We start from the raw sequence: 26,439 nt of genomic DNA, 5'->3' as shown, positions 1-26,439 counted from the left end.
GTTTCTCCTCATACTCGATTTACCGGCGGAACAACGGTGGCCGCGGGATGCGGCCGGTCGGGGCGGAGCAGGAGCGCGGAGGGGACCCGGTCACCGAATCCCAGCCGCAGCAGGCCGTAACCGATTCCCGCCAGACCGCTCAGCAGCCCTGGCGAGGGGACCGCGCCAGGTGTCCCGCAGCGGGCACCGCGCTGGTCGATGGCGGCGAGCAGATGACCGGTCCGGCGGCGGACCGCGGCGGCGGCGCCAGTGTGCCCGTTCTCCGCCAGTACGCACAACACGTCCACCACTCCGGACTCGCCGTGGCAGAGGCTGAGATCCTTCAACGGTGCCCCGTCGGCCAGCCGCTTGACCGTCCGGTCGAGATCCCTGGCGTGTCCGGGATCGGGCAGGTGAGCGGCAAGGCCGAGCGCGGCACCCGCGAGACCGGCGCACCATCCGCCGGTGCTTTCCGCCCGATCGTCCGCCCTTCCGGGTGGTTCTTCGCCGGAACGATCGTGCGCCCGCAGTACCCAGTCGACGCCGGCCGAACCTCGGGCGAACGACTTCTCTTGTGGACGTTCGCGGCCGAGCAGTTCTCCGGCGTACCGGTCCGCTCGTGCCAGTGCCGAGTCCAGTCCTGTTTGGACATACACCGACCGCATCGACGCGACACCGCCCGCCAGCCCCGTCGTGAACCCGGAGGGTGTTTCGGGGGTCGCGTCGGGCATCAGGTCGACGGCCTGTTCGATGAGATCGCCGGCGGGAAGACCGACCAGCGTGCTGAGCCGCGCGATCGTGTACGCGACGCCGCCGAGCCCGAGAAGGCCGCCGCAGCCGGCGGTGGCGGCCAGCTCGCGGTCCGCGCGGAGCGTGGCGAAAAGGCCGGGGAGCGGGCTGATCGCATACGCGGCCAGATCGCGGTATCGCGCGATCCCGGTCAGTTCGGCGAGCTGGGCGAGGAACAACGCGACACCGCAGTAGCCCTCACCGAGCCCGGCGCCCATCGGCAGCACGGTCCAGTAGCGGTCGTCGACGAGTTCGATCCCGAGCCAGTTGGAGCGGTGTTCGTCGGAGAAGGCGTTGGCGACGATCTGGTCGGCGATACCGCACGCGGTGACCAGCAGTCGTTCCGCGTCGGGCGCCTGGTTCGGCGTCGCCGTTTCCGCGGTCTCGCCGACACCGTGATGACCCTCGGTCGCCGTGCTGATGGCGAGGGTGGCCGAGATCAGCCATTCCTGGTCGCGTTGGTCGAGGGGGTCCATGTCGGCGAGTTTCGCCAGAACGGTGTCCAGCGACGCCCGGTCGACCACCCCTTCGACGCTCTCGCCGCGTGAATCCAGCAGTGACGTCGAGCCGGGGTTCGAGGTGAACATCGGCACGTCGCCCGCCCAGAGATCGTCCCGCTCGTGTGGCACGAGGCGGAGCAGCGTCTTCTCGTCGGCGGAATCGTCTTCGAGCAGGTCGAACGCGTGGTCGCGGTCGGCGGCGTCGCGAAGCAGATCGGGATGGGTGGTCTCGTCCAGCAGCCGGAAGTAGAAGTTCGTCGGCCGGACGAGCACCCGGATGGGATCCTCGGCGCAGCGCCGGAGGTGCTCGGTGAGTTCGTCCCGCCCGGTGGAGATCGCGTCGTAGCCGAGGCGGAATCCGGCCAGCAGCGCGGCGCTGTGCTCGGCAGGCGTGATGTCGCGGCCGTCGAGCCGCGGCAGGTTGTTCCCGCCCGCGAGTTCGCCGGGCACCCGGACCAGCCGCATGCGGTCGGTGCCCGGATCGGCCCACTCGACGCGGTCGGTGGGAAGCTTGCCGCCGCGGCCGGCGAGACCGGAGATGTCGACGGCGCCGTGTTCGCCGGCGAAGAGCTGGGGGAGCAGCAGCGTGCGCTGGACCGATCGCGCCAGCATCGCCGCCGCGGGGTCGCCCGACGGCGGATCGGGAGGCGACGGCTGGAACAGCGTCTCGATGTCGATCAGCACCGGCTGGTCGCCGCAGGCGATGATGTTCTCGTAATGGACGTCGGTGGCGTCGAGCGCGTACAGGAGCGCCAGGAGGATGCCTTGCCGCCGGTAGAAGCGGTCGACGTCGCCGATATCGGCGCACGGCCGGTGCTCGACGAACCGGAGCCAGCCGTAGCCCGCACGCGGTAACGCGTCCGCGGTCCGCAGTTCGAGCCCGGGCAGTCGTTTGTTCAGCCGCGCGACGATGTCGGTGAACCGTTCGTGCAGGATCAGCGGCCGGGGTTTGTAGATCACCTTGGCGCCGCTGGAGAACCGGAGCAGTCTGACCGAACGCCCGCGTGCGTGCGAGTCACCGATCCCGCCCGCGACCTCGACGAGCGTGCCGAGTTCGCCGTCGACGACCGAACAGGGCAGCAAGGCGGCGTCGGCCGAGAACCTGGCCAGCGTTTCGGCGTGGGCCTCGGCGGCATGGAGGCACGCCTGGGCGACGAGCCGGGCCAGGACCGGGTACTCGCCGAACAACCGGACGAGCCCGGCCGGAGTGGCTTGCCTGCGCACGAAATCGGAGAAGCGCTCTTCGGGCGTCTCTCCCCGGAGTTTTCCGGCCGTGCGGTCGCGGTGGAGTTCGAGGACCAGTGTGCGGATCGCGAGTTTGAGCAGATGCTGGCCGAGTTGGGCCGCGAAACCCCGACGGAGGGCTTCGACATCGGCTCCGAGAAGGTCGTCCGGGATCGCGTCACGCGAAGCGGTGTGGACGAGCGACCTGAAGACCCCGGCGAACTCGACACGCCAGTCACCGGCTGGGGGGCGCTCCGGCAGAAGCGCGGTGACCGCGTGTTCGGCGAAATCCGCCCATGCGGGCTTGTCCGCTGTCCGTTCGCGCGGGGTCTGGCCGTGCACCCACCACCTCGGCGGCAGGGACGTCGCCGATGGTGGGGGCGTCACGGCGGTCATGGTTTCAGTTCGGCGGGGCACGCACATGGGGGTGGCACCCCCACATTCAGCGCACGCACGAAGATGTCCGGAGAGTGACGGCCGGGCACCCTGGCGGGCCCTCACCGGAATATGGGGTCCCGGCCCCCATGCGCGGGGTCCGGTCCCGGCCGCACCATGGTCGGGTGGCGCGGTGGTCGCCAGGGGGGATCACCGCGGTGCCGGGCGCGGGCCGGTTACTGGGGGTCCGGCCCGCGCCGCCTGTGGGCCGGGCGAAAGAAGAATCCGAGAATCGACGGTCAGCTTTTTCTGCGGTGGAAAACCGGAACCCGGTAAAGGGACACGGGTGTGTCCCTTTACCGGGTCGCAAACACGAGGGGCCGACCCGCGCCAACAGATTGGCCCCCGTCAATCCCTGTTGCTCAGAGCGTCAGACCAGCCATCCGAGCACGTGGGCCAGGTGCGCGAGCAGACCCGAGATCAGGTCGTGGCCGTGGTGCACGTGCTGGGTGAACATCTGCATTGAGGGGCTCCTTGTTTCGGATTTCGTGTTCGGTTGTGCTCTCGCGAGGAGCGACCGAAGATTTTCACCAGGTTGGCGCTCTGTCAAAAAACGATTTCCCGGGCCATCGGCGACTCGTGAATCTTCCTACGATAAACACGTAAGTCTTTCGTGTTTTGCGCCAGGGGTGGGCTTCACGGGCGTTGACACTGTGTGTAGCGAGCCCGAGGGGAGCCGATGTGGAAGCTGGGCCTCCGCTACGGCAAGTGGGCGGGCGCGTGACACGAACCGGTGATCCACATGCCACGAATGGTGAGTCGGCGAGAATCACTGATACGGGTGACGAGCGAGTGGGTAAGGATCGCTTCCGGTCGCACAAGGGAAGACGTGTCAGGTGCCGCCGGGTGGTCGTCACCGGGACGGTGAACTGACAGCGCTGCGGGTTCGCGCCCTGTCTCCGGCGGCGCGAATCCGCGCCGCCGGAGCGAGTATCGCGGGCTACCGCTTGATGTAGAGGTCCCACGACCAGGTCGAGGCGGAGCAGAAGTAGGCCGACCATCGGCCACTCTGCTGGCCGGAGTGGCCGTTGATCCGGCAGTCGCCCTCCGTCGACCAACTGGACTCGTAGTAATACTTCGGATCGACACCCGCGCCGGCAGGCTGCGCGAACGCGATCGTCGACGCGAGCGCGCCCAGGACGACGGCGGTCGCCGCGATCTTCTTCTTCACTTGTGTAACCCCAGTTCTCTTCTTGGAACACGTGCGTGCCCAAATAATCATGAATCGGACTCGCTTGTCTGCCGAATGGGTGGTTTCGCCGGGTCCTGGCGGCACTGCCCGACTCACTCGGGAGGGTGAAAACAGGTGGTCGACCGGGTGTACTACGCTCTTGGCTGAGTGGCCGCCTTGTCCCGCGCGGCCGTAGCGATGGGGGGCAAGGGGGTCGCGATGGCGCTCGCGCAGGTCGAGGAGACGGGTCCGCTGAGACCGGAGCCGGCCGAGCCACGCGTCCAGCGTCCGGATATCCAGGGGTTGCGCGCGCTGGCGGTCGGTTTGGTGATCGTCTACCACCTTCGGCCGGAATGGCTTCCTGGCGGCTTCGTCGGTGTCGACGTCTTCTTCGTCATCTCCGGCTACCTCATCATTGGCACCCTCGCCGGCGAGCTGCGCCGCACCGGCACCATCCGCCTGCGCGAGTTCTACGCTCGCCGCATCCGGCGCCTCTTGCCCGCCGCGTCGGTGGTCCTGCTGAGCACCGTGCTCGTGACCTGGCTGGTCCTGCCGATCTCACGCTGGCCCGCCATCATGAGCGATGTCCTCACGTCCGCGCTGAACGTCCAGAACTGGGCGCTGGCCGCCCAATCCGCCGACTACGCCCACGCCACCGCCGCCGCGTCACCGGTCCAGCACTTCTGGTCGCTCAGTGTCGAAGAGCAGTTCTATCTCGTCATCCCGCTGGTCCTGCTCGTCTGCGCCCGCCTGGCCCACCGCGCCGGGCCGAAGGCCGCCCGTCACGCCGTCACCGCGGTCGCCATCGTCACCGCCGCGTCGTTCGTGTTCTCCGTGGTCTACAGCGAGCTCGACCACGGTCGCGCCTACTTCGTCACGCCCACCCGTATGTGGGAGCTCGGACTCGGCGGCCTCGCCGCGATGACCGTCCACCGGATCCGGCTCAAGGGTGGGGTCCGGCTGCTTGTCGGCTGGAGTGGGATGGTCGCGGTGGTGGTCAGTTCGTTCGTGCTGACCACCGCGATGGCGTTCCCCGGCTACCTCGCCCTCCTGCCGACGCTGGGCACCGTCGGCTTGTTGCTGGCCGGGGTCGTCGCCGCGGACCAGCGCGTGGCACGCCCGGAAGTCGCTTTCGTGCTGGGTCTCCAACCGCTGCGCTATCTCGGCGACATCTCCTACAGCCTGTACCTCTGGCACTGGCCCGTCATCGTGGTGGTCCTGCAGCTCGCGGGCAGCTCGGAACTGACGCGGCGGCAGGCGGTGGGTGCCTTCGTGCTCAGCCTGGCACTGGCCATGGTGTCCAAACACGTGGTCGAAGACGCCTTCCGCGGCGGGAGGACCGCACGGCCACCGTTCCGGCGCCACCCGCCCCGGCTCCGCAGCGCCTACCTGCTCGGAGCGGCCTTGGTCGCCGCCACGACGGTCGTCGCGACGGTGCCGTGGCAGTACGCCTCGGCGGAACTCGATCGCCTCGCGTCGGCCACCGGCCTCGATGAAAGCCACCCGGGCGCCCTCGCGCTCGACAGGGACAACCCGAGACCGGCGCCGGAGGGCGTCCCGCTGACCCCTGACCCGGCTGTGGCGGGACGGGACTGGCCGCTGCAGGACCAAACCGTCAACTGCACGTCATACGACATCGAGAACTGGCCGCCCACCGGTGACGAATGCACCTACGGCACGGCGACCGCGCCGAAGACACTCGTACTGGTCGGTGACTCGCACGCGGCGATGTTCAGTACCGTGTTCGCGCGATTCGTGCGCGAGCATCCTGAGTGGCGGGTGAAGATGATGCTGCGCAACGGCTGCCCCTTCACCGCCGTCGCACCGGCAGGTCTCACCGTCTGCTCCGACCAGAACGAACGCGAACTCGCCGGAATCCTCGCCATGAAGCCGGATCTCGTGGTGACCTCCGCGATGTCCCCCGAGTCCTATGACAAGGACCTGAAATGGCGTTGGGAGTCGCGTGCGCAGACCGTGGACGGTTACGAGTCCCTGTTGCGGCGTATCTCGGACGCCGGTATCCGGTCCGGCGTGATCCGCGACGTGCCCCGGCCCGCCAAGAACACCCCACGTTGCCTGGAAAGCAACCCCGGCAGGCACGCGAATTGCGACACGGCCGTGGGTGATGCCTTCGGCCGGGACAAGGACCCGTTGGTGGAGGCCGCCGAACGCGTGCCGCGCACGACGGTCGTCGACCTGACTCCGTGGCTGTGCGTCGGCGACGTGTGCCCGGCGGTCATCGGTAACGTCGTGGTATACCGGGACAATCACCTCACGGACTCGTACGTTCGTACTCTCTACGGACCCCTGACCGCGGGACTCGGCCTGGGATGACAGGCGCCCGAGTGGGTCTTCACACGCCGTCCACCAGGCGGTGGCAGGGGGTCGGCGGGCTCCGACGCGCTGGTCGGTGAACGCGCCGCGGCGGAGTACGTCGCCGAGAAGCTCACCGACGCGGGCTACGAGATCACCTACGTCGAGTCCGGCGGCAAGGACCGCCATAACGTGATCGTCCGGCTGCCGGGCGCCGACCCGTCGCGCGGCGCGCTGCTGCCGCGCTGCACCTGTTGTGGCAGCAGTATTTCCTGGCCGATCTCGCGCACCCGCTGGACCACGCGCTGGAAACCCGCCCTGCACGCCTTCGACGGCAGCCTGGCCGCCGGACGCAAGTAGTTTCCTTCAACCCGAGTTACACCGTTCGTTCGACAGACCCTGCGCTCATGCCGATGTGCGGACTTTGCCTGGGTTGGTTCGTCTGGTGTGCATTCTGTCGGTATTGCGGTGGAATGGCGTCATGGCTGGACTTCCGATCCGCGACCGTGCCGACAACGCCTTGGTCGACTTTCGTTTTGTCGCGGAAGAGGAGATGGGGCGTCTGGTCAAGCACATGGCTGTGCCCGCGTCGTTGGTCGTCGCCATCCACGCGGAAGCAGTCCTGATGATGTTCGATAGCTGGCGGAGGCAGTGGGAGCTTCCGGGAGGAATGCGGGAGACGGGTGAGAGCCCGCGCGAGGCCGCGGTGCGGGAGCTGGGTGAGGAGACCGGCATCCACGGCGTGGACCTGTCGTTCGCCGCCGTGGCCGAGTTCGATCTCACGAAGCCGGAGCGTCGGGAACTCCTAGCCGTATATCGGGTTCAGCTCCAGGTCGTGCCTCGGCTGACCGTCAACGGTGAAGCGCTGGACTTTCGTTGGTGGCCGCCATCGGAACCGGTGAGCGAGGATATGAGCCCGCTGGACGCGGAGATCGCCAGGCGCGTGGTCCGATCATCTGCCAGCTGAATGGCCGGTCGTGCTGTCAGACCGCCACCAGGGGTGGCGCGGTGGCCATTGAAAGGGCCACTTCCCAGCTGGGCAGGCAGGTACGATCATGATGGTGAACCAGTCCTTGGAAAAGGCAAAGAATTCACCTCACAGGTGCATACGGTTACGATTCAAGCGCAGGAGACCTTCATGCCTCATGTCATCTTGTTCGAGCATGTCCGTTTTCATGGAGCACATAAGCACGTCTTCGTCGCGGAACCCAATCTCAACGCGTCAGACGACAGGTTCTTTAATGACAAAGTCTCTTCGGTTGTCGTTCTAGATGGCAGGTGGGCTTTCTTTCGACACGGCAACTTCAGTGATCTATTAGGCGTTCTCGGGCCAGGTAATTACCCATCTCTGCAAGATGTTGGAATCGCGAACGACGCCGTCTCGTCATTGCGGCCCGCACTCGGCGCAGAGGCAGACAAAGGTCTGATCGAGCCTCAAGGTGAATAGGTACCGGGAAACGCGAAGTCGCGTCTGACCTGCCCGCTGAGCTCCCGGACCGCTGCTGTGTCGGAGAGGTCGAGCCCCTCAGTCCAGCCCCTCGGAAACCCGCTTTCTTCATGAGGCAGCAGATAGCCGTGTTCGGCAAGGTATCAGGCGGCCCCCCCCAGAAGCCGGATGCGCGGATCCGGGCGGAGTGCCGAACATCAGCGTCCAACCGTCGAGAACCGGGCTCGAACGGCTCGACTACCAGTTGATGATGTTCCGCGATGCGGGGGCCCCGCACGCTGCGCCCGAACGCGCCTCGTTAGAGCGCGGCCATCCGGAATCGCCGCGATCGCCTCGACTTCGGCCGTGTAGTCCGGCCCTGCCAGTGCGGCGACGACTGCGAGCGTCTGGGCCGGGAAGTCGCCGTCCGGGAACCACTTCGCGAAAGTCTCGGCCTGCGCCGAGCGGTAGCCGGCCAGATGCCCGCGAGCAAGGTGACGAGCTTGACCAGGTGCTGCGGCCCGACGCCCTGCGCGGCGAGTAGGGCCTCGATGTTGGCGAAGATCCGCCGCGTCTGCGTTTCGGCGTCCGGGCCGGCGAGGGTGCCGTCCGGGTTGACGTCGAGCTGGCCCGCGACGAAGACGAGCCGGTGGCCCGGCGGCAATTCCGCGAGAGGGCTGTACCGCCCGAGCGGCGGTGCGACTGCCGGCGGGTTCCAGCGGCGTGGCTTCATGCCACACCCATGATCGCACGACATCCAGTGGAGCAAGGGCGAGACGGAAGCATCATGAGGCGAAGCCACCGTGCTCTGCACAGCCTCTGCTGCGCATCGTCCTTCACGACCCGGTTCGGCGGCTTCTCGCCTTCGACAGTGACCTTGGGCGCGTGATGGCTGTGCCGACGTGACCGATGCGGGCGATGTGCGGCAACGGCTCCAGCGCCGCCCATTGAGCGTCGGTCAAGTCAAACCATCTCCGCCGACTTCGATACAGGCCCTACGCGGCCCCGGCCGACGCGTTGTCGTCCCCGCGCACGCGAGGCTGGTCCGGAGCGGATCGGCGATCTCACGGGACGGTGCTTCCTTGTAGCTGTAAATTCGGCGGAAAGCCGGGGCGCGACCTGCGGACCACCGGCCGGAGCCTGGGGGAGACGAGATGCAGGGCGGATACGGGGGACGCACGCGCGGGGCGGCGGTACGGGAACGGGGAGCTGGACACGTCGGCCGGGGCGGACCGGGGGCAGGCACGCCGCACATACTGTTCGAGGGGGACGATGTCGAGGCGCTGGACGAGGTAGTGACCGGGGAGTTCTCGCCCCATTGTCTGCGCGTCGGCCGAGGGCACCGGTCGCCCGGCCGCTTCCGCCGCCTGCACCGGCGGGGTCTGGCGCTGTACGAGCTGGGGTGGGGCATCCCGGTTGAGGTCGCGGCAGGCGAACTGCCCGACTTCTACAACGTCCACATCCCGCTCGCCGGTGAAGGTACGGTCCGGGTGGCGGGCCGCGAAGTCACCGCGTCGTGCTCGGTCGCCGGGCCCGGGATGACCCTGGACATGTCCCTGTCGGCCAGGGCGGACACGCTCATCCTGTGTCTGCCGCAGGCGGTGGTGGACAACGCCGTCACCGCGCAGACCGGTGAACCGCCCGCCGCCGCCGTGCGTTTCGCCCCCGCCCTCGCGGACGGCGACCCGGCGGTGGCCGCGTGGCTGGGGACCGCGCGAGCCTTCGCGCAGTTCACCGCGTCACCCCTCGCGGCCCGGTCACCGCTGGCCGCCGCGCACTTCGAACAGGTCCTCGTGCACGGTCTGGTGGACCTCCAGCCGCACGACCATTTCACCGCCCTTCCCGCGTACGCCCATCCGGCGCTGCCGCGTGCCGTGCGACGGGCCATGGCGTACTGCGAGGAACACGCGGGTGAGCCGGTGTCGGTCGCGGACATGGCCGCGGCGGCGCGGGTCAGCCCCCGCACTCTCCAGGAGCGCTTCCGAATCGACTTCGGGACCACCCCGGCGGCCTACCTGCGGCGCGTACGACTGGACCGGGTGCACCAGGACCTGCTGCGCATCGCGGACGGTTCCGCGTCCGGGACGGTCGCCGAGGTCGCGACGCGCTGGGGCTTCACCCACCTGAGCCGGTTCGCCGCTTACTACCGCGAGGCGTACGGACAGGTGCCGTCCCACACCGCCGAAAGGCGCTACAGCCCGCCGGCTTGAGGCGTACTCACGACCGTTTCAGTAACGGACCCCGGGATTCCCGGGGTCCGTTTTCTTTCCGGGCCTATCCGCCGGAGCGAGACGGGTCCGGGCCGTGCCGGCAATCCGATACACGCAGATCACTCGGCGGATAACGGATAGAGGGCGGTCGTCCGCCATCCGTACGCTGAACCGAGGCTGTCGTCAGGGTCTAGGGGGTTTCAATGCAGTTTGAAGGACGTTTACGACACAGTTTTAGCCCCGCTACGGTTTGAGAAACGATTCTGATCGTTTTTACTCGAACGCCCATCAGAGTGGATCTGCGAACAGCTGGAGATATCATCTGCAGCGCCAGTGGTAACTGGTCCGCCTGCTGGACCTGAATGGGGTGGCCTTATGCGCAGTCGCACTCGAATGGCGGCAGCCGCAGTCGATCACTGAGTTCAGTTGCACGACGATACCGTCGAGGCCGGAATACCTTCCCGGCCGCTCTCGACACGATCGTTCCTTTCCGACGAAATAGAGGAGAAAGACATGATTTCTCGCGCCAAGGGAATCGCGGCGTTCGCTGCCGCAGTGGCGGCGGTGGCGCTCACGCCGGCCACTTCGGCCCAGGCCGCCACCTCGGCCGCCTACGCCGAGTTCTTCGACAACGCCAACTACTGCTGCTCTTCGATCTACGACCCGGGCGACGGCGGCCGGTGCTACAACCTCCCGACTTACTTCGTCAACACGATTTCTTCGGTCCGGTCCAACACCCGGTGGATCCTGTACTCGCGCGCCAACTGCTGGACGGATTCCGGCGCGCCGGCTCTCGATCACACCGGCAGCCTTTCCTACGTCGGCGACCAGATGAACGACAAAACGGTCTCGGTCAAGGTGTTCTGACACACGGTCGGCGGTGCCGGGTGACGGCACCGCCGACCGCTCCGGCGTCGACCGCGCCGCGTATCCGCATGTCCGGCCGGCCGGCACTGACACGTGCCAGGTCATAGTACCCGGCAATTGCTGGTATTCCCGGGCCCGACTGCAACGCGCCTGGGCGATGACTCGGATTCGGGCGCCGCCCCCGAGGGGCGTGAGCCGCTCATCGCCGGCACCGGACAGCGGGGCGAACAGTCGGGTAAAGAACCAGTAGGCGAACCGGAAGTCCGATCGGTTGCGCAGGTCCTTGCGCGGGTTGTCGGCACCTTCGCGCTCCACTGCGAGAACACGGGGCTCAAGTTCCGTGCCGCGTGAGCGCACCGGTCGAGCAACTCGACCCCTCGAGTGGCGGTCAACGGTAATGGCCGGAAATCAGCGTTCGGTCGAGTGATCGGCAGTCAGGCTTGACGACAATACGCCCGTGTCGTGCATTCGCCTGCTGTGGCCTCGTGACGGGCGCGTCCTGGCTGCCTAGCCTGGTCTCGGCGGGGTGGTGCGCATGGCCACGTTGGTGTTCTCCAAGGAGGAGCCGGATCAGCTGCCTTGGTCACCTGAGATCGACCGAGGGAGGCTGATCGGTTTTGTGCTGGCTCATTTTCCAAGACGACGCCCCTGTTCGTCGCTCGGGCTACAGCACCGAAGCCAGGCCCTTCTCAGCCGGCTCCTGCGCACCGCCGCCACAGGACAGCCGGCGACTTCGAGTGGCACGCACCGGACACGAGCCGGGAAGGCTTGCCGGTACCGGCATTCGAGCCGCGCCACGACACACCATCAGGAGATTCTCATGGAGATGCCCGTGGTGACCACGTGTGAGGTCGACACGTGCTCCTACAACCGCGACCGTGGCTGCCATGCCCTGGCCATCACGATCGGCGACCCCCTGCATGCCCACTGCGACACGTTCTTCCACGCCTCCTTCAAAGGCGGGGATCCAGCCGCCGTCGGGCATGTCGGCGCCTGCAAAATGTCCGACTGTCGGTACAACGTCGACCTGGAGTGCCAGGCACCTGCCATCGAGGTCGGCCATCGTCAGGATGACGCGGACTGCCTGACCTACGCGCCGCTGTAGTACGGCGAGGACGGGTGAGGACCAGCGTGGGCTTCTGTCCCTTGGACATGGCCACGACGCTACGCGGACTCCGACGCCTGGTGCACCGCTGACCGGAGTCCGGAACGAAGTGACCGAGTCGCGCGTCCACGTGCCAGCCGGCGGATCGGCGGCAGCAGTGCACCGGAACGATGAACGACGGGCTGGCGGCCTCGACGACGTGATGCCAGTAGTCGTCCTGGAACTGCTTGCCCTGGGCGCCGACATCTCCGACTCCCAGGCAGAGGAAGTCGACGTCGAGCCCGTCGAACTGGTGAGGGACGAAGTCGGCGCTGGGGTGGACGAGCAGGAACGAGTAGCAGCCTCCGGTGCGGTAGGCGGACGCTTTGGTCGGTGTGGTCAAGGGCTCGTCGATCGTGCCCGGGTAGTGATCGCCCGGGCTGTGGAGCCCTTCGAAGACGCGAACGGTGAAGTCTCCCAGCTTGACCTGGTCGCCGTCAGCGATCACGCACATGGAGTCGTCGGGCAGGCCCGCTCCGCGGCCGACGTTGAGCGTGGACGGCGAACCGTACAAGGTGCCACCACGAAGGCGGACGACGTCGGGAGCATCCATGACGTGGTCGTGGTGGGAGTGAGGCACGAACAGGGCATAGAGGTGGTCGATCCCGCCGCGCTCGAGCGCGGCGGTGATGCGCTCTTGATCGGGAGCGATCTTCCCAGCCACGACCCGCGCCCCCTGGAACGCAGAGAGGGGACGGCCTGACGGACGCGCCCCACCATGACCGCGGCGGGAGCACGCTGAACGTTCGCACAGGGCGCGATCAGGGTGTTTCTCAGGCGGATGGGCAGGCTGCCCGCGTGGAGTTCGTGGTTGCCGAGGACGAGGTGTGGCTCACTGCGTTCGGCGTTCTCCCGCAGGCTGAGAAGGTGTCGGGCGACGATTGGGTACGAGAGGTGCGCGTCCCCGTCTCCGTGACCGAAAAGCTTCACATCACCTGGGATGTGATCGGGCAGAGAGTCCGCGTCCGATACGAGCAGTCATCGAAGGTCATCGTCGATGTCTACCGCGAAAAGGCAACCCTTCTCACGATTGAGGCTCACGAGACTGGGCACGTCGTCGCGTTGGAGTACTAGTCCGCTTCCCGCGGTGGATCGCGACTCGATCAACGCTGGTCTTCGAGCTCGATCGTCCAGGTGCTCACGCTCGCACGGCAAGATCAAGAGATCCAAAATGTGTCAGGCACCCCTTTGTCAGCGCCCACCCGCTGTGATCACACGGTACCCGAGTGGTCCCTTGTCGTGCACCTCAACCATTTCTAGGGTAGTTACACGGCCGTGAAAGATCGTCGCACTCCGGCGTCCGGCCTGTCGGGGGTTTTCGCAGGCACGGCGGCCGTGGGAACAAATGTTGCCAGTCGCGCGAAAGGAATGGTTATGTCGGTCGCTCCGGACGGTTCGGTCTGCACTCGATGCGGTATGCCCATGGGGTACGACAAATTCATCGCCTGCCTCGATGGCAGGGATCCATCGCCTGATCCCGCACTGTGCACCCATTGTTTGAATCCGCCGGATCCAGCGGAATTGCCTGCCCAGGAAGACCGCGGCAGGTTACTTGATCTGGTCTTCCGAGTGGCCCGCGGCGAAGTGGCGGGAGAAGTACCGGCCGAACTCGACGAACTTGTCGCCAGCGTGCCGGCGCGGCGGCCGCAGGCGAAGGCCGACGCGCTGGTTCTCTACAGTGGCGGCAAGGATTCCAGCTGGATGCTGCACGATCTGGCAGGCAGGGACGTGCGGGTCGTGGCTTGGATGCTCGACCAGGGATATCAATCGCCGCTGGCGATCCGCAACGCCAGTTCACTGTGCGAGAAACTCGACATCGAATTGGTTATCGTGCGTCCGGAACGCGATCCGATGAACACTCTGTTCCGGCTCGGTTTCGCGATGAACGAAGAGGATGACTCGGATCTTCTCCGCGCGGCGATGTCGTGGGGGTCGGCGTGCTGGCCTTGTTTTTCCACCATTCTCGCTCAGGCGTCGGTATATTGTCTGGAAAATTCGATACCGCTATGTTTCGTCGGGACACACAAAGGCCAGAACCGCACTACCGCCGGTGACCGGCCGATCGTGAAGATAGACGGGCTGACGCCGTTGGCCGACGTCGTCGAGGACCAGGTCTCATTGTTGCGCAGACACGCCGAACGCAAGGCGCCGGAAGCCGCGGAATTGCTCCGGGCCGGGGACAGCGGAACCGCTCTGGTGCCCTTCTACGAGTTCGTGCCGAAGCCGCCGACCGAGCGCATCATCGCCGACCTCGAGGCCATCGGCTGGGAGGTACCCCACAACACCGGCAGCTGCAGCACGAATTGCATGATCAACGAACTCGGCTACCGCATCATGCGCAATCAGTACGGTTTCGACATCTACCAGATCGCCGAAGCCCACGAGCAGCGACTCTCGCCCAACCCGTCGCCCGCGAACATCGCCACCCTCGACGAGGAGGCGATCCGGCGCGGAGCGAAGCTGATCGAGCTGACACCGGTCGAGTCCCGCCGCTGGGGCATCGAAAAGTGACGGCCGAGCCCCACTGGCCCGAGCTGCGGGCCCAGTTCGACCTCGACCCGGCCTACGTGCACCTGGGACTCTCAGTGCTGGCCCCACACCCGCGGCCGGTCCGCGAGGCGATCGAACGGCACCGGCAGGGCCTCGACAGCAACCCGGCGTTGTACTTCCACCATCGCGACGAGCTCCAGCGCCGGGTCCTGGAGAAGGCGGGACGCTACCTCGGTGCTGAGCCGGACACGATCGCGCTCACCGAAAGCACCACCATGGGCCTCGCCGTCGTGTTCACCGGCATGATGCTTCGGCCCGGCGAGGAGATCCTGAGCACCTCGCACGAGCACTACGCGGCCAGGGAACTTTTGCGGTTCAAGGCCGAATCGAGCGGCGCCTCCCACCGGACCATCGAGCTCTACGAGGACCCTCGGACGGCGACCGAGGACGAGATTGTCGATGCCGTGACCCGCGGCATCGGGGACCGGACCAGGCTGCTGGCACTGACCTGGGTGCACTCGGGGACCGGGGTCAAGCTGCCGCTGGCCCGTATCGCGGACGTCGTCGCGGCCGTCAACGCCGGGCGTACACCCGGTACCGAGGTCCTGACCTGCGTCGACGGGGTGCACGGTATGGGCGTCGAGGATTTCGAGGTGACCGAGCTCGGCTGCGACTTCTTTGCCACAGGTTGCCACAAATGGCTTTTCGGGCCTCGCGGAACGGGCCTGGTCTGGGGCAGTGAGCGGGGCTGGGCCGCGATCCGGCCGATCATCACCTCGTTCGACGTCGAAGTGTTCTGGCCGTGGTACCTGGGTTCCGTGCCGGACGGCAAGGCGCCGGCGGCACGGTTCTGCACCCCGGGTGGGTTCCCGGCCTACGAGCACCGGTGGGCGCTCGCCGAAGCCTTCGACTTCCAACAGGAGCTGGGAAAGCCCTGGGTGGCCGCCCGCATCCACGACCTGAACGCGCACTGCCGCGGTGCGCTCGCCGATGTAGCCGGTGTCCACGTGCGCACGCCTGACGTGGGCGGGCTGACGTCCGGGATGGTGTGCTTCGACGTTTTCGGCATCGACCCGGCCACCGTCGTCGATCTCCTGCTCGCCGAAGGGGTCGTCGCCGGGCAGACGCCGTATCGCAGCAGCGCGGTCCGGTTCGCCCCTGGCGTGCTGAACGACTTCGGCGACGTCGACCGCGGAGCCGAGGCACTGGACCGGATCATCAAAAACCACACCTGAACGGAGAGACGTTGAGCAACAGGGATACCGACCGGGATGCGGTGGTCAGGGTGGCCCGCGGCGCGACCCTGTTCACCCCGTGGGCGTTGCGGGCCGCGGTTACGCTCGGACTGCCGGACCTGGTGGCCGACGGCGTCAATGACCTCGCCGGCCTGGCGCGCGGGTCCGGCGCGGACGTGACTGCCCTTCGGCGGCTGGTCCGGTATCTCGTGCTGCTGGAGGTGTTCCGCGCGCCCGCCGCAGATCGCGTCGAACTCGGAGAGCTCGGGGCGGTCCTGTGCAGCGGCCACCCGGCAGGCTTGGCGAAGGCACTGGACCAGCGCGAAGCCTTTGCCCGTCGTGGTGACGAGGCGATCGCCTCACTACCCGAAGCGGTGCGCACGGGCAAAAGCGTGTGGGCCGGCCTGTTCGGACGCGGCTTTTGGGACGACCTGGCCGCCGATCCGGTGCTCGGCCGGTCCTTCGACGCGGCGATGGCCGCGCACGCCGCCACGCTCGGCCCCGAGGTGGCGCGACGGTACGACTGGTCGGGTGTCCGGCACGTGACCGACGTCGGCGGCGGGACCGGGCACGTCCTCGCGGCCGTACTGGCCGCTCACCCCGGGCTCGCCGGAACGCTGGTGGATCTGCCCGGCACCGTCAGCGCCGCGGACCCGGTGTTGCGGGCGGCGGGGGTGTCGGATCGGGTGACGGTGGTGGGCGGCAGCTTCTTCGATCCGCTGCCCGGCGGGACGGACGTCTGTCTGCTGGCGAACATCCTGCACGACTGGCCCGACGAGGCCGCGGTCGCGATCCTGCGCCGCTGCGGGGCAGCGGTGGTCGCGGGCGGGCAGGTCGTGCTCGTCGAGCGAGTGCTGGACGAGGTGCCCGCAGCCGGTGACGATCCTGGTCAGTTCGTGGCGAGCCAGCGAGACCTGGCCATGCTGCTCCTGCTGGACGCTGCCGAGCGCACCGAAGCACAGTTCGCCCGGCTCGGCCGGGAAGCCGGGCTGCGGCCGGACGGCGTCGCCGGGCTGTTGCCGGAGCAGGGTCTGTTCCTGGTCTGCTTCGACGTCGGCTGACTGCCGGCAGGAGGCTCAGCCGGCCCAGGAAACTTCGAGGGGAAGAGTCCGGAACCCGATGGCTTTGCGCACGTCCTCGGGTCGCACGCGGCCGTCCAGTGAGAACGAGTCCCACCGCTCGAGCACCGCGCGCAGGGCGATGCGCTGCTCGAGCCGGGCCAATGGGGCACCGACGCAGAAGTGGATACCCCGCCCGAATCCCAGATGGCGGTTGGGTTCGCGCCGCGGATCGAAGCGATCCGCTTGCGCGAACTGGCGTTCGTCCCGGTTCGCGGAGGCGATCCAGACGAGCAGTACCTCACCCGCCGGGATGGCCTGGCCGCCGAGGGTGACTTCGCGGGTGGTCCGGCGCGGGGTCGCGGGCAGCTGCCCCCGGAAGCGCAGGACCTCCTCGACGGCGGCAGGGATCAGGCCAGGCTGGCACCGCAGTGCCGCAGCGAGGTCCGGCCGGGTGGCCAGCAGGTGCACGGCGTTGCCGAGCACAAGTGTGGTGGTGATGTGCCCGGCTACCAGCAGGAAGCCGCAGACGCCCAGCACTTCCTCGTCGGCAAGCCGGGTACCGGCCACCTCGACGGCGGCGAGCTTGCTGATCAGGTCGCCGCCCGGATGCCGCCGCCGGTAACGGATGTGGTCGAGGAAATAGGCGTTCATCTCGCCGATCAGCGGTTCGACCGAGCGCAACATCTCCTCGGTCGGCACCACCACCGGTTTGTCCCCGCGGCCCTGGAAGAACAGCGCGTCGGCCCAGGCGCGGAAGCGGTACCGATCGGCCAGCGGGATGTTCATCAGCTCGGCGATCACGATCAGCGGCAGTGGGTAGGCCAGATCGCGGACCAGCTCCACCCGGCGCCGCCCGGCCATCGAGTCGAGCAGCTCGTGCGCGATGGCGGTGATGCGGGGCGCGAGACCGGCGATCATCCGGGGCGTGAGCGCGGTCCTGACCAGTGACCGCAGTTTCGTGTGTTCCGGCGGGTCGAAGCCGTTGAACGCGCCGCGCGCGACGATCGCGAACTGCTCCGGCTGCCGGACAGCCGAGCGCAGGTCCGACGAGAACGTCTCGTGGTCGCCGATGACGCGCACCGCGTCGTCGTAGCGGAACACGTGCCAGTTCCCCAGCTCCGCGTCGTAATGCACCGGCTTCGAGTCCCGCATCCGTGTCCACCAGCGCACCAGGGAGGCGTAGTCGCTGCGCTGGTCGGCCAGTCCCAGTCCTGCGGTCATCCGGTCACCCCGGCCTTCTCGTCGTCACCGGCACGGCCGGGATCGGCGGCCATGATGCCGAAGATCTCATCATGCAGTCCACTGAGGACAGTCCGGTCACCCGGATCGCGGCGGTCGATCAGGCCCAGCTCGGTCGTCCGGACGGTCAGGTCTTCCAGCGTTTCCAACCGGTAATGGTCGAGGAAGGCGCGGACGGCGGGTGAGTAGCGCTCACGGTGTAACGCCGCGGACGGGGCGACGGGTACCGCCAGCCGCGGGTGGTCGGTGAGCTCACCGACCACGCCGCGGAGTACGCGCATGGTCTCCTCGTAGGTGGCCCAGGCAGGCGTCCGGTAGTCCGTCAGCTTGCCGCGGTCCAGCACCCGGCGGCATTGCCGGGCGAGGTCGGCCGGGTCGACGGCGGCGAAGTCGAACGGGCTGGTCCGGCCGGTATCCCCGTGCTGGACCGCGGCCAGTGCGCCGTTGTGCTCGCCGACGAAGTACGGGAAGCCGTCCCAGCGCGGCAGCACCGCGGGCAGTCCGCAGGCCATCGCCTCCAGCGGCGCTTTCCCGTAGGTCTCGAAGATGCTGGTGGCACCGGAGACGTAGAGGTCCGCCGCGTTGTACAGGCTCACCGTCTCCTCCCGCGAGAGACGCTGGAACAGCACCACGTGCTCGAGCTGTACGGCGAGCTGGTTGTACAGCACCGCGTCGATGTGTGTCACCGACATCGTCAGCAACGCGTCCGGCACGCTCCGGCGCAGCAGGTGGTACGCCTCGAGCAGGGCGCCGATTCCCTTGTCGGTCATGAACCGGCCGGTATAGAGCAGGATCGGCCGGTCCGGTGGCAGCCCGAACCGGGCCCTGGCCGCCGTACGGTCTCCCGGCCGGTAGATGTCGCGGATGCCGAACGTGCAGATGTTGCGGGCGGGGATCCCGGCGACCTGCTCGTAGGCGGCCGCGGCATTGGTCGAGCCGCACAGGACCAGGTCGCCGGGATGCGCGGTCTCGGCGACCAGCATCAGGTGGCACAGGATATTGAGCGGGTACGGATTCGTGTGCGGGATGATCAGCGCCGGGCACGAGTGGCCGTCCCGCCTCATCAGGTACAGCAAAGGCAGCGCCTCGGTGTACTCCGCCACGACCATGTCCACGGTGGACAGATCGCAGGCCTCGCGCAGTCTGGTGTACACCTGCTCGAAGAACTTGAAGTCGTGTCTGGCCGCCGGCAGCTGCTCGATCCGGAACAGCAGCAGTTCCGTGTCCTGACAGAAGATACTGACGTCGTCAGGCGCGTCGGTCAGCGCCAGTACCCGCTTCATCGTCGTCATCCCGTCCCACCCGCGCCGTCAGGCCGGCAGGCTCTCGAAGTACATCTGCCGAGTACCGAGTTCCGGCCAGCGATCGCGTGCTTCCTTGGCGGACGCGATCACCCGGCGGATACCCTCCTCGACTGTGACCGACGGGTGGAAACCGAGGAGGTTCTCGGCCTTGCGCGTGTCCGCCCACAGCCGCTCCGCGTAGATCGCGATGGGCGTCGGTACGTAGCGGGGCGTGAGGTCCATGCCCAGTTCGGCGCCGATCAGGTCGAGGGTGCGATTGAACGTCGTTTCCAGCCCGGTCCCGACGTTGAACTCGTCGGTCTTGAGGTCGCCTTCCAGCGCGAGCTGAAAGGCGCGGCCGGCGTCGGTGACGTAGATGAAATCGCGGGTCTGCTGCCCGTTCCCCCAGAGGACGGGCGTTTGCCCGCTGAGCGCGGCCCAGACGAACAGCGAGATGACGTTCGCGTAGCCGCCCTTGCTGAACTCGTCGTGCCCGTAGACGCTGAACGGGCGCAGCCCGACCGCGGTGATGCCGTAGCGGTCGGAGTACTGCCGGGCCGCCTCTTCGTTCCACTTCTTCGAAAGCGCTTTCAGATCCGGCGGGGCAAGGGTCATCTCCTCGGTGTAGGGCACCGGGTTCCCCTCGTACACCGCGCTCGTGCTGGCGTACACCAGTTTGCCGACCTCGTTGCGGCGCACGGCCTCCAGGATGTTGAGGAAGCCTTGTGTGGTGACCGACGCGCCGTCGGTGGGGTCTTCCTCGTACATCAGGAAGGAGGACGGCGCGGCGAGGTGGATGACCCCGTCCATACCCTTGGTCAGCTTCGCCACCAGGGAATAGTCGCGGGAGTCGCCTTCGACCCAATTGACCTCGTTGCGGATCTCGTCGTCGACGAACTCCTTCCCGCCGATCTTGTAGTTGTCCAGCGCCGTGATGGTGTACCCGTCACGGACCATCCCGGCAATCATGTTGCGTCCAATGAATCCGGCGCCGCCGGTGACGAGGACGTCCTTGTAGGAAGCCATATCGCTCCTCGGGGGAACTCACTGTGAGAGCCGGTGTCCAGCCCCCCAGGGTGACACCGGCGAGAATTTACCTTCTCCATGGAAGCAGACCACGAAAGGCGGGGGAATCCGCTGATCGAGTGGACGATCATCGATTGGAAAGTGCTTGCTTGCTTTTCCTTTCGTAGCACAAATCGGTAGTTTTGTTTCTGCGGCAAGGCGGAATCCGTAGCGCGGATACGCCGATCGCCAGGCCTGCGGACCGGAGTGTCAGAACCCGTTTGGTGGACACGGATCCGCCTGCCGACGACAGAGGGCGACGAAGTCGGGCACCGGCGGCCGATTGATCGACACCAAATCCGCGTGTTAGAAATGCTGAGGCGCGATCCACCGGAAGCGAGGATTGGGGGGCTGACGGCCATTCTTGCGCCCACCGCCTTTCGTCCATAAAGGAATTCCGCGCTCGCGCCACTGCCGGGCGCCTTCGTTCCCGTCCGCCTGACGGGAAACCATTCCCGCACTCCTCGTGCCGGGGCTGGCGGCCGGGAGCCGATTCGATTCAGTGAAAGGAGGAACAATGGAGATGAACTGGGTGTCCGACCGGGCGAACTGGGTCTCGGACCGGGCGAACTGGGTGTCCGACCGGGCGAACTGGGTCTCGGACCGGGCGAACTGGGTCTCGGACCGCAGTGAGTGGGTTTCGGACCGGGCGCTGTGCGCGTCGGCCGGTGTCTACGAGCTGGTCTCGGTCTAGCCGACCAGGCCGGCGCGGCCGGTCACAGCGCATGATCGGCCGCGTCGGCCGTACCTGGGGGCAGGTGGCGCCCCGCATCGAAAATCGCGAAAGGTGCCCCGTTGATAGTTCTGGCTGTGCTGCTCGTGCTCGTCGCGGCGTTCGCCCATGCGGGCTGGAACGTGATCGCGAAGAGAATGGGCATGTCGGGTTCGCTGTTCGTTTTCTCCTATATGGCCGTGGGCAGTGTGCTGATACTGCCGCTGGGGATCGGCGCCCTCATCCTCGGCGGTCCGGTCGACCTCGGGCACTGGGCGCTGTCGGCCGTGGTCGGCACCTGCCTGCAGCTCAGCTACTACCTGCTGCTGCAACGCGCCTACCGTACATCGGATCTGTCAGTGGTCTACCCGCTGTCCAGTGGCGCGGCACCGGTATTCGCGATCGCCGCGGCCGTGCTGCTGCTCGGCGAGCGGCCGAGCCCGCTGGCCCTGCTCGGCGCGGCCACGGTGATCGGCGGGGTCCTGGTCATCACCGTGGACCGGTCGCCCGGCCCGATCGGCCGCGCCGCGAGGGTGTCCGCGGCCGGGTTCGGGATGCTGATCGGTCTTGCCAACGCGCTGGCGACATTGTGGGACAAGAACGTCGTCAGCGGCTTCGGTCTTTCACCGCTGCTCGTCTTCTGGGGCGTGTCGGTCGGGGAGGTGCTTGTCCTGGCTCCGGTCGCGCTCGCGCGCACCCGGGCACTGCGAGAGCTCTGGTCGGCGCACCGGCGCGAAATCGTGGTGGTCGGCACGCTGGTGCCGACCGCGTATGTCCTCGTGCTCTTCGCGATCCGGTGGGCACCGGTCAGCGTAATCGCTCCAGTGAAGGAGTTGAGCATCGTGACCGCGGTCATCTTCGGCTGGTACTTCCTCGGGGAAGGCCATGTTCGCCGCCGGGTCACCGGCGCGCTGGTTGTGATGGGTGGTGTGGCCATGCTGACCTTCGCTTGAGGCCCGACCCGCTCACGGTTGCGAAAGGAACAAGACCATGAACACGTCGTCACCCGACACAGCGATGCGGCAGACCTTCGACACGGTGGCAGGGGCCTACGACCAGAACGGCGTCGAATACTTCCGCCCGATCGCCGCACGGCTCGTCGAGCTGGCCGCGCTCAGTGCCGGTGAGTACGTCCTGGACATCGGCTGCGGCCGTGGCGCGGCGCTGTTCGCGGCGGCCGATGCGGTCGGCCCCTCCGGGCAGGTCGTCGGGATTGACGTCTCTCCGGCCATGGTCGCGAAGACGGCGGCGAATCTGCGAAGCAGACACGCCACCGGAGCGGTCGTCGCGGTCATGGATGGCGCCGCTCCCGGCTTCGGACCCGGCTACTTCGACGCCGTCATCGGCAGCAACAGTGTGCACATGGTGCCGCACCTGGAATCCGCCTACGGCCGGTACCGGACCCTCTTGGCTCCCGGCGGACGCCTGGCGGTCTGTGCGCCGGCGTCAGTACTCGAACCCGAGCCCCGAGTGTTCGGGCTGCGGTCCATCGCGGCGGCCGCAGCCAGGTTCTCTGTCTCGGCCCGCGTCTACCCGCAAGAGGAAGCTTTCGGTGGCGCGGAAAAGGCGACCGCGGACCTCCGGCGCGCCGGTTTCTCCGATGTCGCCGTCCACGTCGAGGACGTCCTCCTGCGGGCGGACTCACCGGATCAGCTCGTCAGTTGGACCTGGACGCACGGTATGCGGATGATGTGGGACACGATGCCCGCGGAGCACCACGAGACGGTCGCACAAGAGATCGCGGCCGAAGCAGCCGAGTTCGTGACGGAATCTGGCGTCCTCGAAATCCCGTCACCCGTGCGGTACTTCGTCGCCCGTTGCTGATCGCCGTACTCGAACGTCCTTTAGGTCCACCACGTCCATCGCCCTGATCAGGCGAAAGCAGGCTCTGGTTCTGACAAACAAAGCGCGTTGACGGGTGCGGCGTGGCCGGCATCGCGGTTTCCCCTCCGGCCCGTTCACTGAGTCAAACGTCCGCTCATGCCGCGGGTCGTGTGTTCCCGCCACTGTCTGCTCGTGCCGTCGAGCGTGTAACTGAACTATTAAAGGAATGTGGTGTCGCCGAAGCCCATGTCGCGCATCCTCTCGGGCGAGGAGACAACCATGATCTCGTCACCTCCGACGAACACGCGCTGCCACTCCGGCGGCTGTGGGATGGCAGCGACAAACCACACTGCTCCGTGGCGAACTCGAGACGCACAGCCGTCCAGTCGCTCCCAATGAGCGGCGGTCTTGCGAATCGGCGTCCGCAGGTATCGGTCCCACGGACTCCTGGAACCGCCATCGGTCCCGTCGGACTCAGCCGTTTCACGCAAGGATACCCAGCCGATCATGGCTTCGGGGTCGTTGAAGGCCGACGGCAGATCCTCGGAACCTGAGCGTGGGGGAAGAACTTTGGTCAGTATCGACAGCCCGAAACCACGGGTCGCGCGCAGCACGAGGGCGACCTGCTCAGGCACGCGGATCAACGCCGAGTGGACCAAACCCTGCCCGCGTAGCAGATCGGTGGCCGAAAGCGTGCCCCGCTCCCGGCCACTTCCGCCGGTCCGACGGGACACGAGCGCATCACTGGGCCGTTCTTCGAGGTGTCACCTTCCGCGGGCGCGGCGAAGATTGGCGCGTACGGCCCGGGTTTCGGGGTGGCCGGGCCCCAGTATCCGCTTGTAGGCGGCAAGGGTGGCTTTGTACAGCGGGATCGCTTGCCGGAGATCCCCCGCCGATTCGTAGGCGCCGGCGAGGTTGTGTCGAGAGGACAGAGTGTGCGGGTGACTGGGACCGAGTACCCGTTCGCGGGCGGCGAGAGTGGCCTCGTGCAAAGGGATCGCCCGCCCGAGGTCTCCTGCCAGCCAGCAGGCGTAGGCGAGGTTGTTGCGGGAGATCAGAGTGTCGGGGTGGTCCGGGCCCAGCACCCGCTCACAGTCGGCGAGGGTCGCTTCATACAGCGGGATCGCCTGCTCGAGTTTTCCCGCCATCTCGTAAGCGGCGGCGAGATTGTTGCGGGAGGTCAGAGTACTGGGGTGGTCGGGGCCCAGGACCCGTTCACAGTCGGCGAGGGTCGCTTCGCACAGCGGGATCGCTTGCCCGGGATCACCTGCTGACCGGTAGGCGCCAGCGAGGTTGTTGCGGGAGGTCAGGGTGTCCGGATGGTCGAGGCCCAGCACTCGCTCGCGATCGGCGAGGGTGGCTATATGCAGCGAGATCGCGTATTCGAGATTCCCCGCCGACCGGTAGGCGTATGCGAGGTTGTTGCGGGAGGTCAGGGTGTCCGGATGGTCGAGGCCCAGCACCCGTTCGCGATCGGCCAGAGCGGCCTCGTACAGCCGGATCGCCTGTCGGAGATCCCCCGCCGACTCGTAGGCGGCGGCGAGGTTGTTGCGGGAGGTCAGAGTGCCGGGGTGGTCAGGACCCAGCACCCGCACACAGTCTATGAGGCAACGGTCCAATTATCCCGTCGCCATCGCCACTGCTCCCTGGTTCCACAGAAATCGCCCCAACTGGCCGAGGACGAAGATGGTGTCGTCCTCAGGGGCGGTGTTGCCGATGAGTGATTGAGCGTGGGGCACCAGGACCCGCAGCCCTGGCCAGTCTTGGGGCGCCTCGGGATTCAGCGGTCGGAGTGCCCGGCTCAGAGCGCTGGTGGCGTGGTCGCGTGCGTATGCGACGTCGACCGGGCTGCGATGGAGGTCATCGGGGTCGGGGGTGCGGGTGACCGCCTGCACGAGCCTGTGCACGCTGATCACTGCACCGTTGCGGGTGATCATGGCGTAGGCGGCCAGGCGTCCCAACGCCTTGGTCACGGCGAGCTCGTCATCGATCTCGTTCAGCAGCGTGGTGGGAATGTCGTCGGGGGCGTACCACGCCAGCACTCGCAACACCTTGCCCGCCAACGGAGTGTCGGCGAGCCGATCAAGGGTGACGCGCCAGATCCGGGCCATGGTCCGCTGCGTGTTCCCACCCTCGGCGGTTTCGCCGTACATGGTGGCCGGGTACCGGCCGAGCAGGTCGAGGTATTCGCCGGCCGTGGAACCGGTTTCGGCCATGAAGGCGCCGGCCTGCTCGATGGCCAGCGGCAGAAATCCCAGTTCGGCACACAAGGTGTCCGCGCCGTCGGTGCCGGCGGCGGGGTCGTGGTGGGTCAGGATCCGGGTGAGCAGTTCGTGCGCCTGGCCGGGTTCCAGGACGTCGAGCGAGAGCGGCGTGGTGGCGATGTCGTGCCAGCCGGTGGTGCGCCGGCTGGTGATCAGCACCTGGCCCCCGGGCAGGCGAGCCAGCAGCGTCGCCGCGTCATTCGGTCCAGGAAGGTTGTCCAGGATCAGCAACCAGCCGCTGTGGGTGGCCAGCCAGCGCAGGCCGTGCTCGGTCTGCTGCTCCAGCGGCAGAGTTCCCACTGCGGGTTGCAGCGCGACCGCCAGGCGCGCCAAGCCGGTCTCGATGGACGTGGGGGCGTCGGCGGTGATCCACCACACCAGTGAGTGGCCGGCGCGGTGCGTGTCGGCGTAGTGCGCGGCCAGCGTGCTTTTGCCGATCCCGCCCAAGCCGTGCACCGCGGTCACCACCACCGATCCCGACGAGGACGCCGTGATCGCCTCCCGCAGCCGCTGCAGGTCCCGCCACGGCCGACGAACATCGCGGACCGTTTCGGCAGGTCGACCAGACCGGCCGGTGTGTCGATCTGCTCCATCGGCGTGACGACCGCGGGTACGTGGACGTGCTGCGCATAGGTGTTGTGCTGGACATTGTGGTTTCCCACCTGCACGCCTTGGCCGCCGCGGATCTCGTACGCGGCGGCCGGTTCTCCGCCGGAACCGTAGGGGTTCGAGGGCATCGGCGACGGTGTCAGCCGAAGGTGTTGGTCTGAGTGTTGTGGTCGCCGACCTGCACGCCTTTGTTGCCGTGCATCAGCACCCGGCGCTTTCCCTCCTGGGTTCCGGCGGGATCGGTCAGCTCCAGGACCTTGAGCGCCGCCGCCACAAGCTCGTCATCCGCCCCCGCGTCCGCCGCGGCCAAGGCCGCGGTGAGTTCGCGTCGCCGCGCGGCCCCGTCCTCGATCGGCGTGATCGCGTCGGACTCGACAGCCTCCACCACCTCGGGCGGCACGGAATCGCCACGGCGCAACGTGCGGAGGGTCAGCGTCTTCACCCCCGAATAAGCGTCCTTCACCGCGTTCGACGCCGTCTCACGCGCCCCCACCGCCGCACCCGCGGCCAACGCCGCTACCACCAGCTCGACCGACTCGATCACACCGAACCTCTCACGTCGCCACGACCGTCAACCGTCGATATCGGCCACGACGCTC

At 67.4% G+C, this 26,439-nt stretch carries 25 protein-coding genes and 1 pseudogene; 15 read left to right on the top strand and 11 right to left on the bottom strand.

What is annotated here, in order from left to right; translation table 11 throughout:
• Positions 1–8: 8 nt before the first annotated feature.
• Together AC069H_RS16755 and AC069H_RS16750 are read right to left on the bottom strand one after the other, a co-directional pair.
• Positions 9–2,888, bottom strand: coding sequence for a type 2 lanthipeptide synthetase LanM family protein (locus AC069H_RS16755; RefSeq protein WP_478232887.1), 2,880 nt, complete (start codon positions 2,886–2,888; stop codon positions 9–11).
• A gap of 979 nt (positions 2,889–3,867) precedes the next feature.
• A complete protein-coding gene (locus AC069H_RS16750) occupies positions 3,868–4,098 on the bottom strand; it encodes a hypothetical protein (RefSeq protein WP_478229445.1) in 231 nt (76 codons plus the stop codon).
• A 168-nt stretch (positions 4,099–4,266) separates the two neighbouring features.
• Here AC069H_RS16750 and AC069H_RS16745 point away from each other — a divergent pair, with 168 nt between their 5' ends.
• From AC069H_RS16745 to AC069H_RS16730, 4 genes and pseudogenes are all read left to right on the top strand, one after another.
• Positions 4,267–6,432, top strand: coding sequence for an acyltransferase family protein (locus AC069H_RS16745; protein ID WP_478232886.1), 2,166 nt, complete (start codon positions 4,267–4,269; stop codon positions 6,430–6,432).
• Between the two features lie 63 nt (positions 6,433–6,495).
• Positions 6,496–6,655, top strand: a pseudogene (locus tag AC069H_RS16740) (M20/M25/M40 family metallo-hydrolase); the annotation flags it as partial.
• A 237-nt stretch (positions 6,656–6,892) separates the two neighbouring features.
• Positions 6,893–7,378, top strand: coding sequence for an NUDIX hydrolase (locus AC069H_RS16735; protein WP_478232938.1), 486 nt, complete (start codon positions 6,893–6,895; stop codon positions 7,376–7,378).
• Positions 7,379–7,858, top strand: coding sequence for a beta/gamma crystallin-related protein (locus AC069H_RS16730; RefSeq protein ID WP_478232885.1), 480 nt, complete (start codon positions 7,379–7,381; stop codon positions 7,856–7,858).
• A 298-nt stretch (positions 7,859–8,156) separates the two neighbouring features.
• On the opposite strand, the gene AC069H_RS16725 is transcribed toward AC069H_RS16730, so the two are convergent.
• Positions 8,157–8,570: a RidA family protein gene (locus tag AC069H_RS16725; protein ID WP_478232884.1), complete on the bottom strand. Its 414-nt coding sequence runs from the start codon at positions 8,568–8,570 to the stop codon at positions 8,157–8,159.
• A 421-nt stretch (positions 8,571–8,991) separates the two neighbouring features.
• Here AC069H_RS16725 and AC069H_RS16720 point away from each other — a divergent pair, with 421 nt between their 5' ends.
• The 8 genes from AC069H_RS16720 to AC069H_RS16685 all read left to right on the top strand — a co-directional run bounded on the left by AC069H_RS16720 (position 8,992) and on the right by AC069H_RS16685 (position 16,844).
• Entirely contained in the window at positions 8,992–10,047 is a 1,056-nt protein-coding gene (locus AC069H_RS16720; protein ID WP_478232883.1) for an AraC family transcriptional regulator, read from the top strand.
• A 513-nt stretch (positions 10,048–10,560) separates the two neighbouring features.
• Complete coding sequence (locus tag AC069H_RS16715) at positions 10,561–10,914, top strand: hypothetical protein (RefSeq protein ID WP_478232882.1); 354 nt, start codon at positions 10,561–10,563, stop codon at positions 10,912–10,914.
• Between the two features lie 820 nt (positions 10,915–11,734).
• Positions 11,735–12,019, top strand: a complete 285-nt coding sequence (locus AC069H_RS16710) for a DUF1540 domain-containing protein (RefSeq protein ID WP_340681766.1) — start codon at positions 11,735–11,737, stop codon at positions 12,017–12,019.
• A gap of 109 nt (positions 12,020–12,128) precedes the next feature.
• Positions 12,129–12,761 (top strand): hypothetical protein, encoded by a 633-nt coding sequence (locus AC069H_RS16705; RefSeq protein WP_478232881.1) that lies wholly within the window; start codon positions 12,129–12,131, stop codon positions 12,759–12,761.
• 95 nt (positions 12,762–12,856) lie between these two features.
• Positions 12,857–13,132: a hypothetical protein gene (locus AC069H_RS16700; protein ID WP_478232880.1), complete on the top strand. Its 276-nt coding sequence runs from the start codon at positions 12,857–12,859 to the stop codon at positions 13,130–13,132.
• Positions 13,133–13,480: 348 nt separating this feature from the next.
• A complete protein-coding gene (locus tag AC069H_RS16695) occupies positions 13,481–14,569 on the top strand; it encodes an adenine nucleotide alpha hydrolase family protein (protein ID WP_478232879.1) in 1,089 nt (362 codons plus the stop codon).
• Positions 14,566–15,783, top strand: a complete 1,218-nt coding sequence (locus AC069H_RS16690; protein WP_478232878.1) for an aminotransferase class V-fold PLP-dependent enzyme — start codon at positions 14,566–14,568, stop codon at positions 15,781–15,783. The genes AC069H_RS16695 and AC069H_RS16690 overlap by 4 nt, the downstream gene beginning before the upstream one ends.
• Positions 15,784–15,794: 11 nt before the next feature.
• Positions 15,795–16,844: a methyltransferase gene (locus tag AC069H_RS16685; protein ID WP_478232877.1), complete on the top strand. Its 1,050-nt coding sequence runs from the start codon at positions 15,795–15,797 to the stop codon at positions 16,842–16,844.
• A gap of 15 nt (positions 16,845–16,859) precedes the next feature.
• Here the strand turns inward: AC069H_RS16685 and AC069H_RS16680 are convergent, their stop codons facing one another.
• The 3 genes from AC069H_RS16680 to AC069H_RS16670 are packed head-to-tail and all read right to left on the bottom strand — an operon-like array spanning position 16,860 to position 20,392.
• Positions 16,860–18,065 (bottom strand): cytochrome P450, encoded by a 1,206-nt coding sequence (locus AC069H_RS16680; RefSeq protein WP_478229462.1) that lies wholly within the window; start codon positions 18,063–18,065, stop codon positions 16,860–16,862.
• Entirely contained in the window at positions 18,062–19,375 is a 1,314-nt protein-coding gene (locus AC069H_RS16675) for a glycosyltransferase family 4 protein (RefSeq protein ID WP_478232876.1), read from the bottom strand. Before AC069H_RS16675 ends, AC069H_RS16680 begins: the two co-directional genes overlap by 4 nt.
• Positions 19,376–19,393: 18 nt before the next feature.
• Positions 19,394–20,392, bottom strand: a complete 999-nt coding sequence (locus AC069H_RS16670; RefSeq protein ID WP_478229464.1) for an NAD-dependent epimerase/dehydratase family protein — start codon at positions 20,390–20,392, stop codon at positions 19,394–19,396.
• A 556-nt stretch (positions 20,393–20,948) separates the two neighbouring features.
• Between AC069H_RS16670 and AC069H_RS16665 the strand changes: the two genes are divergently transcribed.
• From AC069H_RS16665 to AC069H_RS16655, 3 genes are all read left to right on the top strand, one after another.
• Positions 20,949–21,125 carry a hypothetical protein gene (locus AC069H_RS16665; RefSeq protein ID WP_478232875.1) on the top strand — a complete coding sequence of 59 codons (177 nt, stop codon included), beginning with the start codon at positions 20,949–20,951 and terminating at the stop codon, positions 21,123–21,125.
• A gap of 101 nt (positions 21,126–21,226) precedes the next feature.
• On the top strand, positions 21,227–22,096 hold the full coding sequence (locus tag AC069H_RS16660) for an EamA family transporter (protein ID WP_478232874.1): 870 nt from the start codon (positions 21,227–21,229) through the stop codon (positions 22,094–22,096).
• Between the two features lie 37 nt (positions 22,097–22,133).
• Positions 22,134–22,967 carry a class I SAM-dependent methyltransferase gene (locus AC069H_RS16655; RefSeq protein ID WP_478229467.1) on the top strand — a complete coding sequence of 278 codons (834 nt, stop codon included), beginning with the start codon at positions 22,134–22,136 and terminating at the stop codon, positions 22,965–22,967.
• A 218-nt stretch (positions 22,968–23,185) separates the two neighbouring features.
• On the opposite strand, the gene AC069H_RS16650 is transcribed toward AC069H_RS16655, so the two are convergent.
• The 5 genes from AC069H_RS16650 to AC069H_RS16630 form a co-directional block, all read right to left on the bottom strand.
• Positions 23,186–23,602 carry a hypothetical protein gene (locus AC069H_RS16650; RefSeq protein WP_478232873.1) on the bottom strand — a complete coding sequence of 139 codons (417 nt, stop codon included), beginning with the start codon at positions 23,600–23,602 and terminating at the stop codon, positions 23,186–23,188.
• A gap of 129 nt (positions 23,603–23,731) precedes the next feature.
• Positions 23,732–24,586: a tetratricopeptide repeat protein gene (locus tag AC069H_RS16645; RefSeq protein WP_478232872.1), complete on the bottom strand. Its 855-nt coding sequence runs from the start codon at positions 24,584–24,586 to the stop codon at positions 23,732–23,734.
• On the bottom strand, positions 24,587–25,699 hold the full coding sequence (locus tag AC069H_RS16640) for a hypothetical protein (RefSeq protein WP_478232871.1): 1,113 nt from the start codon (positions 25,697–25,699) through the stop codon (positions 24,587–24,589).
• Positions 25,693–25,968 carry a hypothetical protein gene (locus AC069H_RS16635; RefSeq protein ID WP_478232870.1) on the bottom strand — a complete coding sequence of 92 codons (276 nt, stop codon included), beginning with the start codon at positions 25,966–25,968 and terminating at the stop codon, positions 25,693–25,695. The genes AC069H_RS16640 and AC069H_RS16635 overlap by 7 nt, the downstream gene beginning before the upstream one ends.
• An 11-nt stretch (positions 25,969–25,979) precedes the next feature.
• Complete coding sequence (locus tag AC069H_RS16630) at positions 25,980–26,384, bottom strand: hypothetical protein (RefSeq protein WP_478232869.1); 405 nt, start codon at positions 26,382–26,384, stop codon at positions 25,980–25,982.
• Positions 26,385–26,439 lie beyond the last annotated feature (55 nt).

This window comes from Amycolatopsis sp. NPDC043887, assembly GCF_056435665.1.
This window is presented reverse-complemented; position numbering and strand designations above follow the sequence as displayed.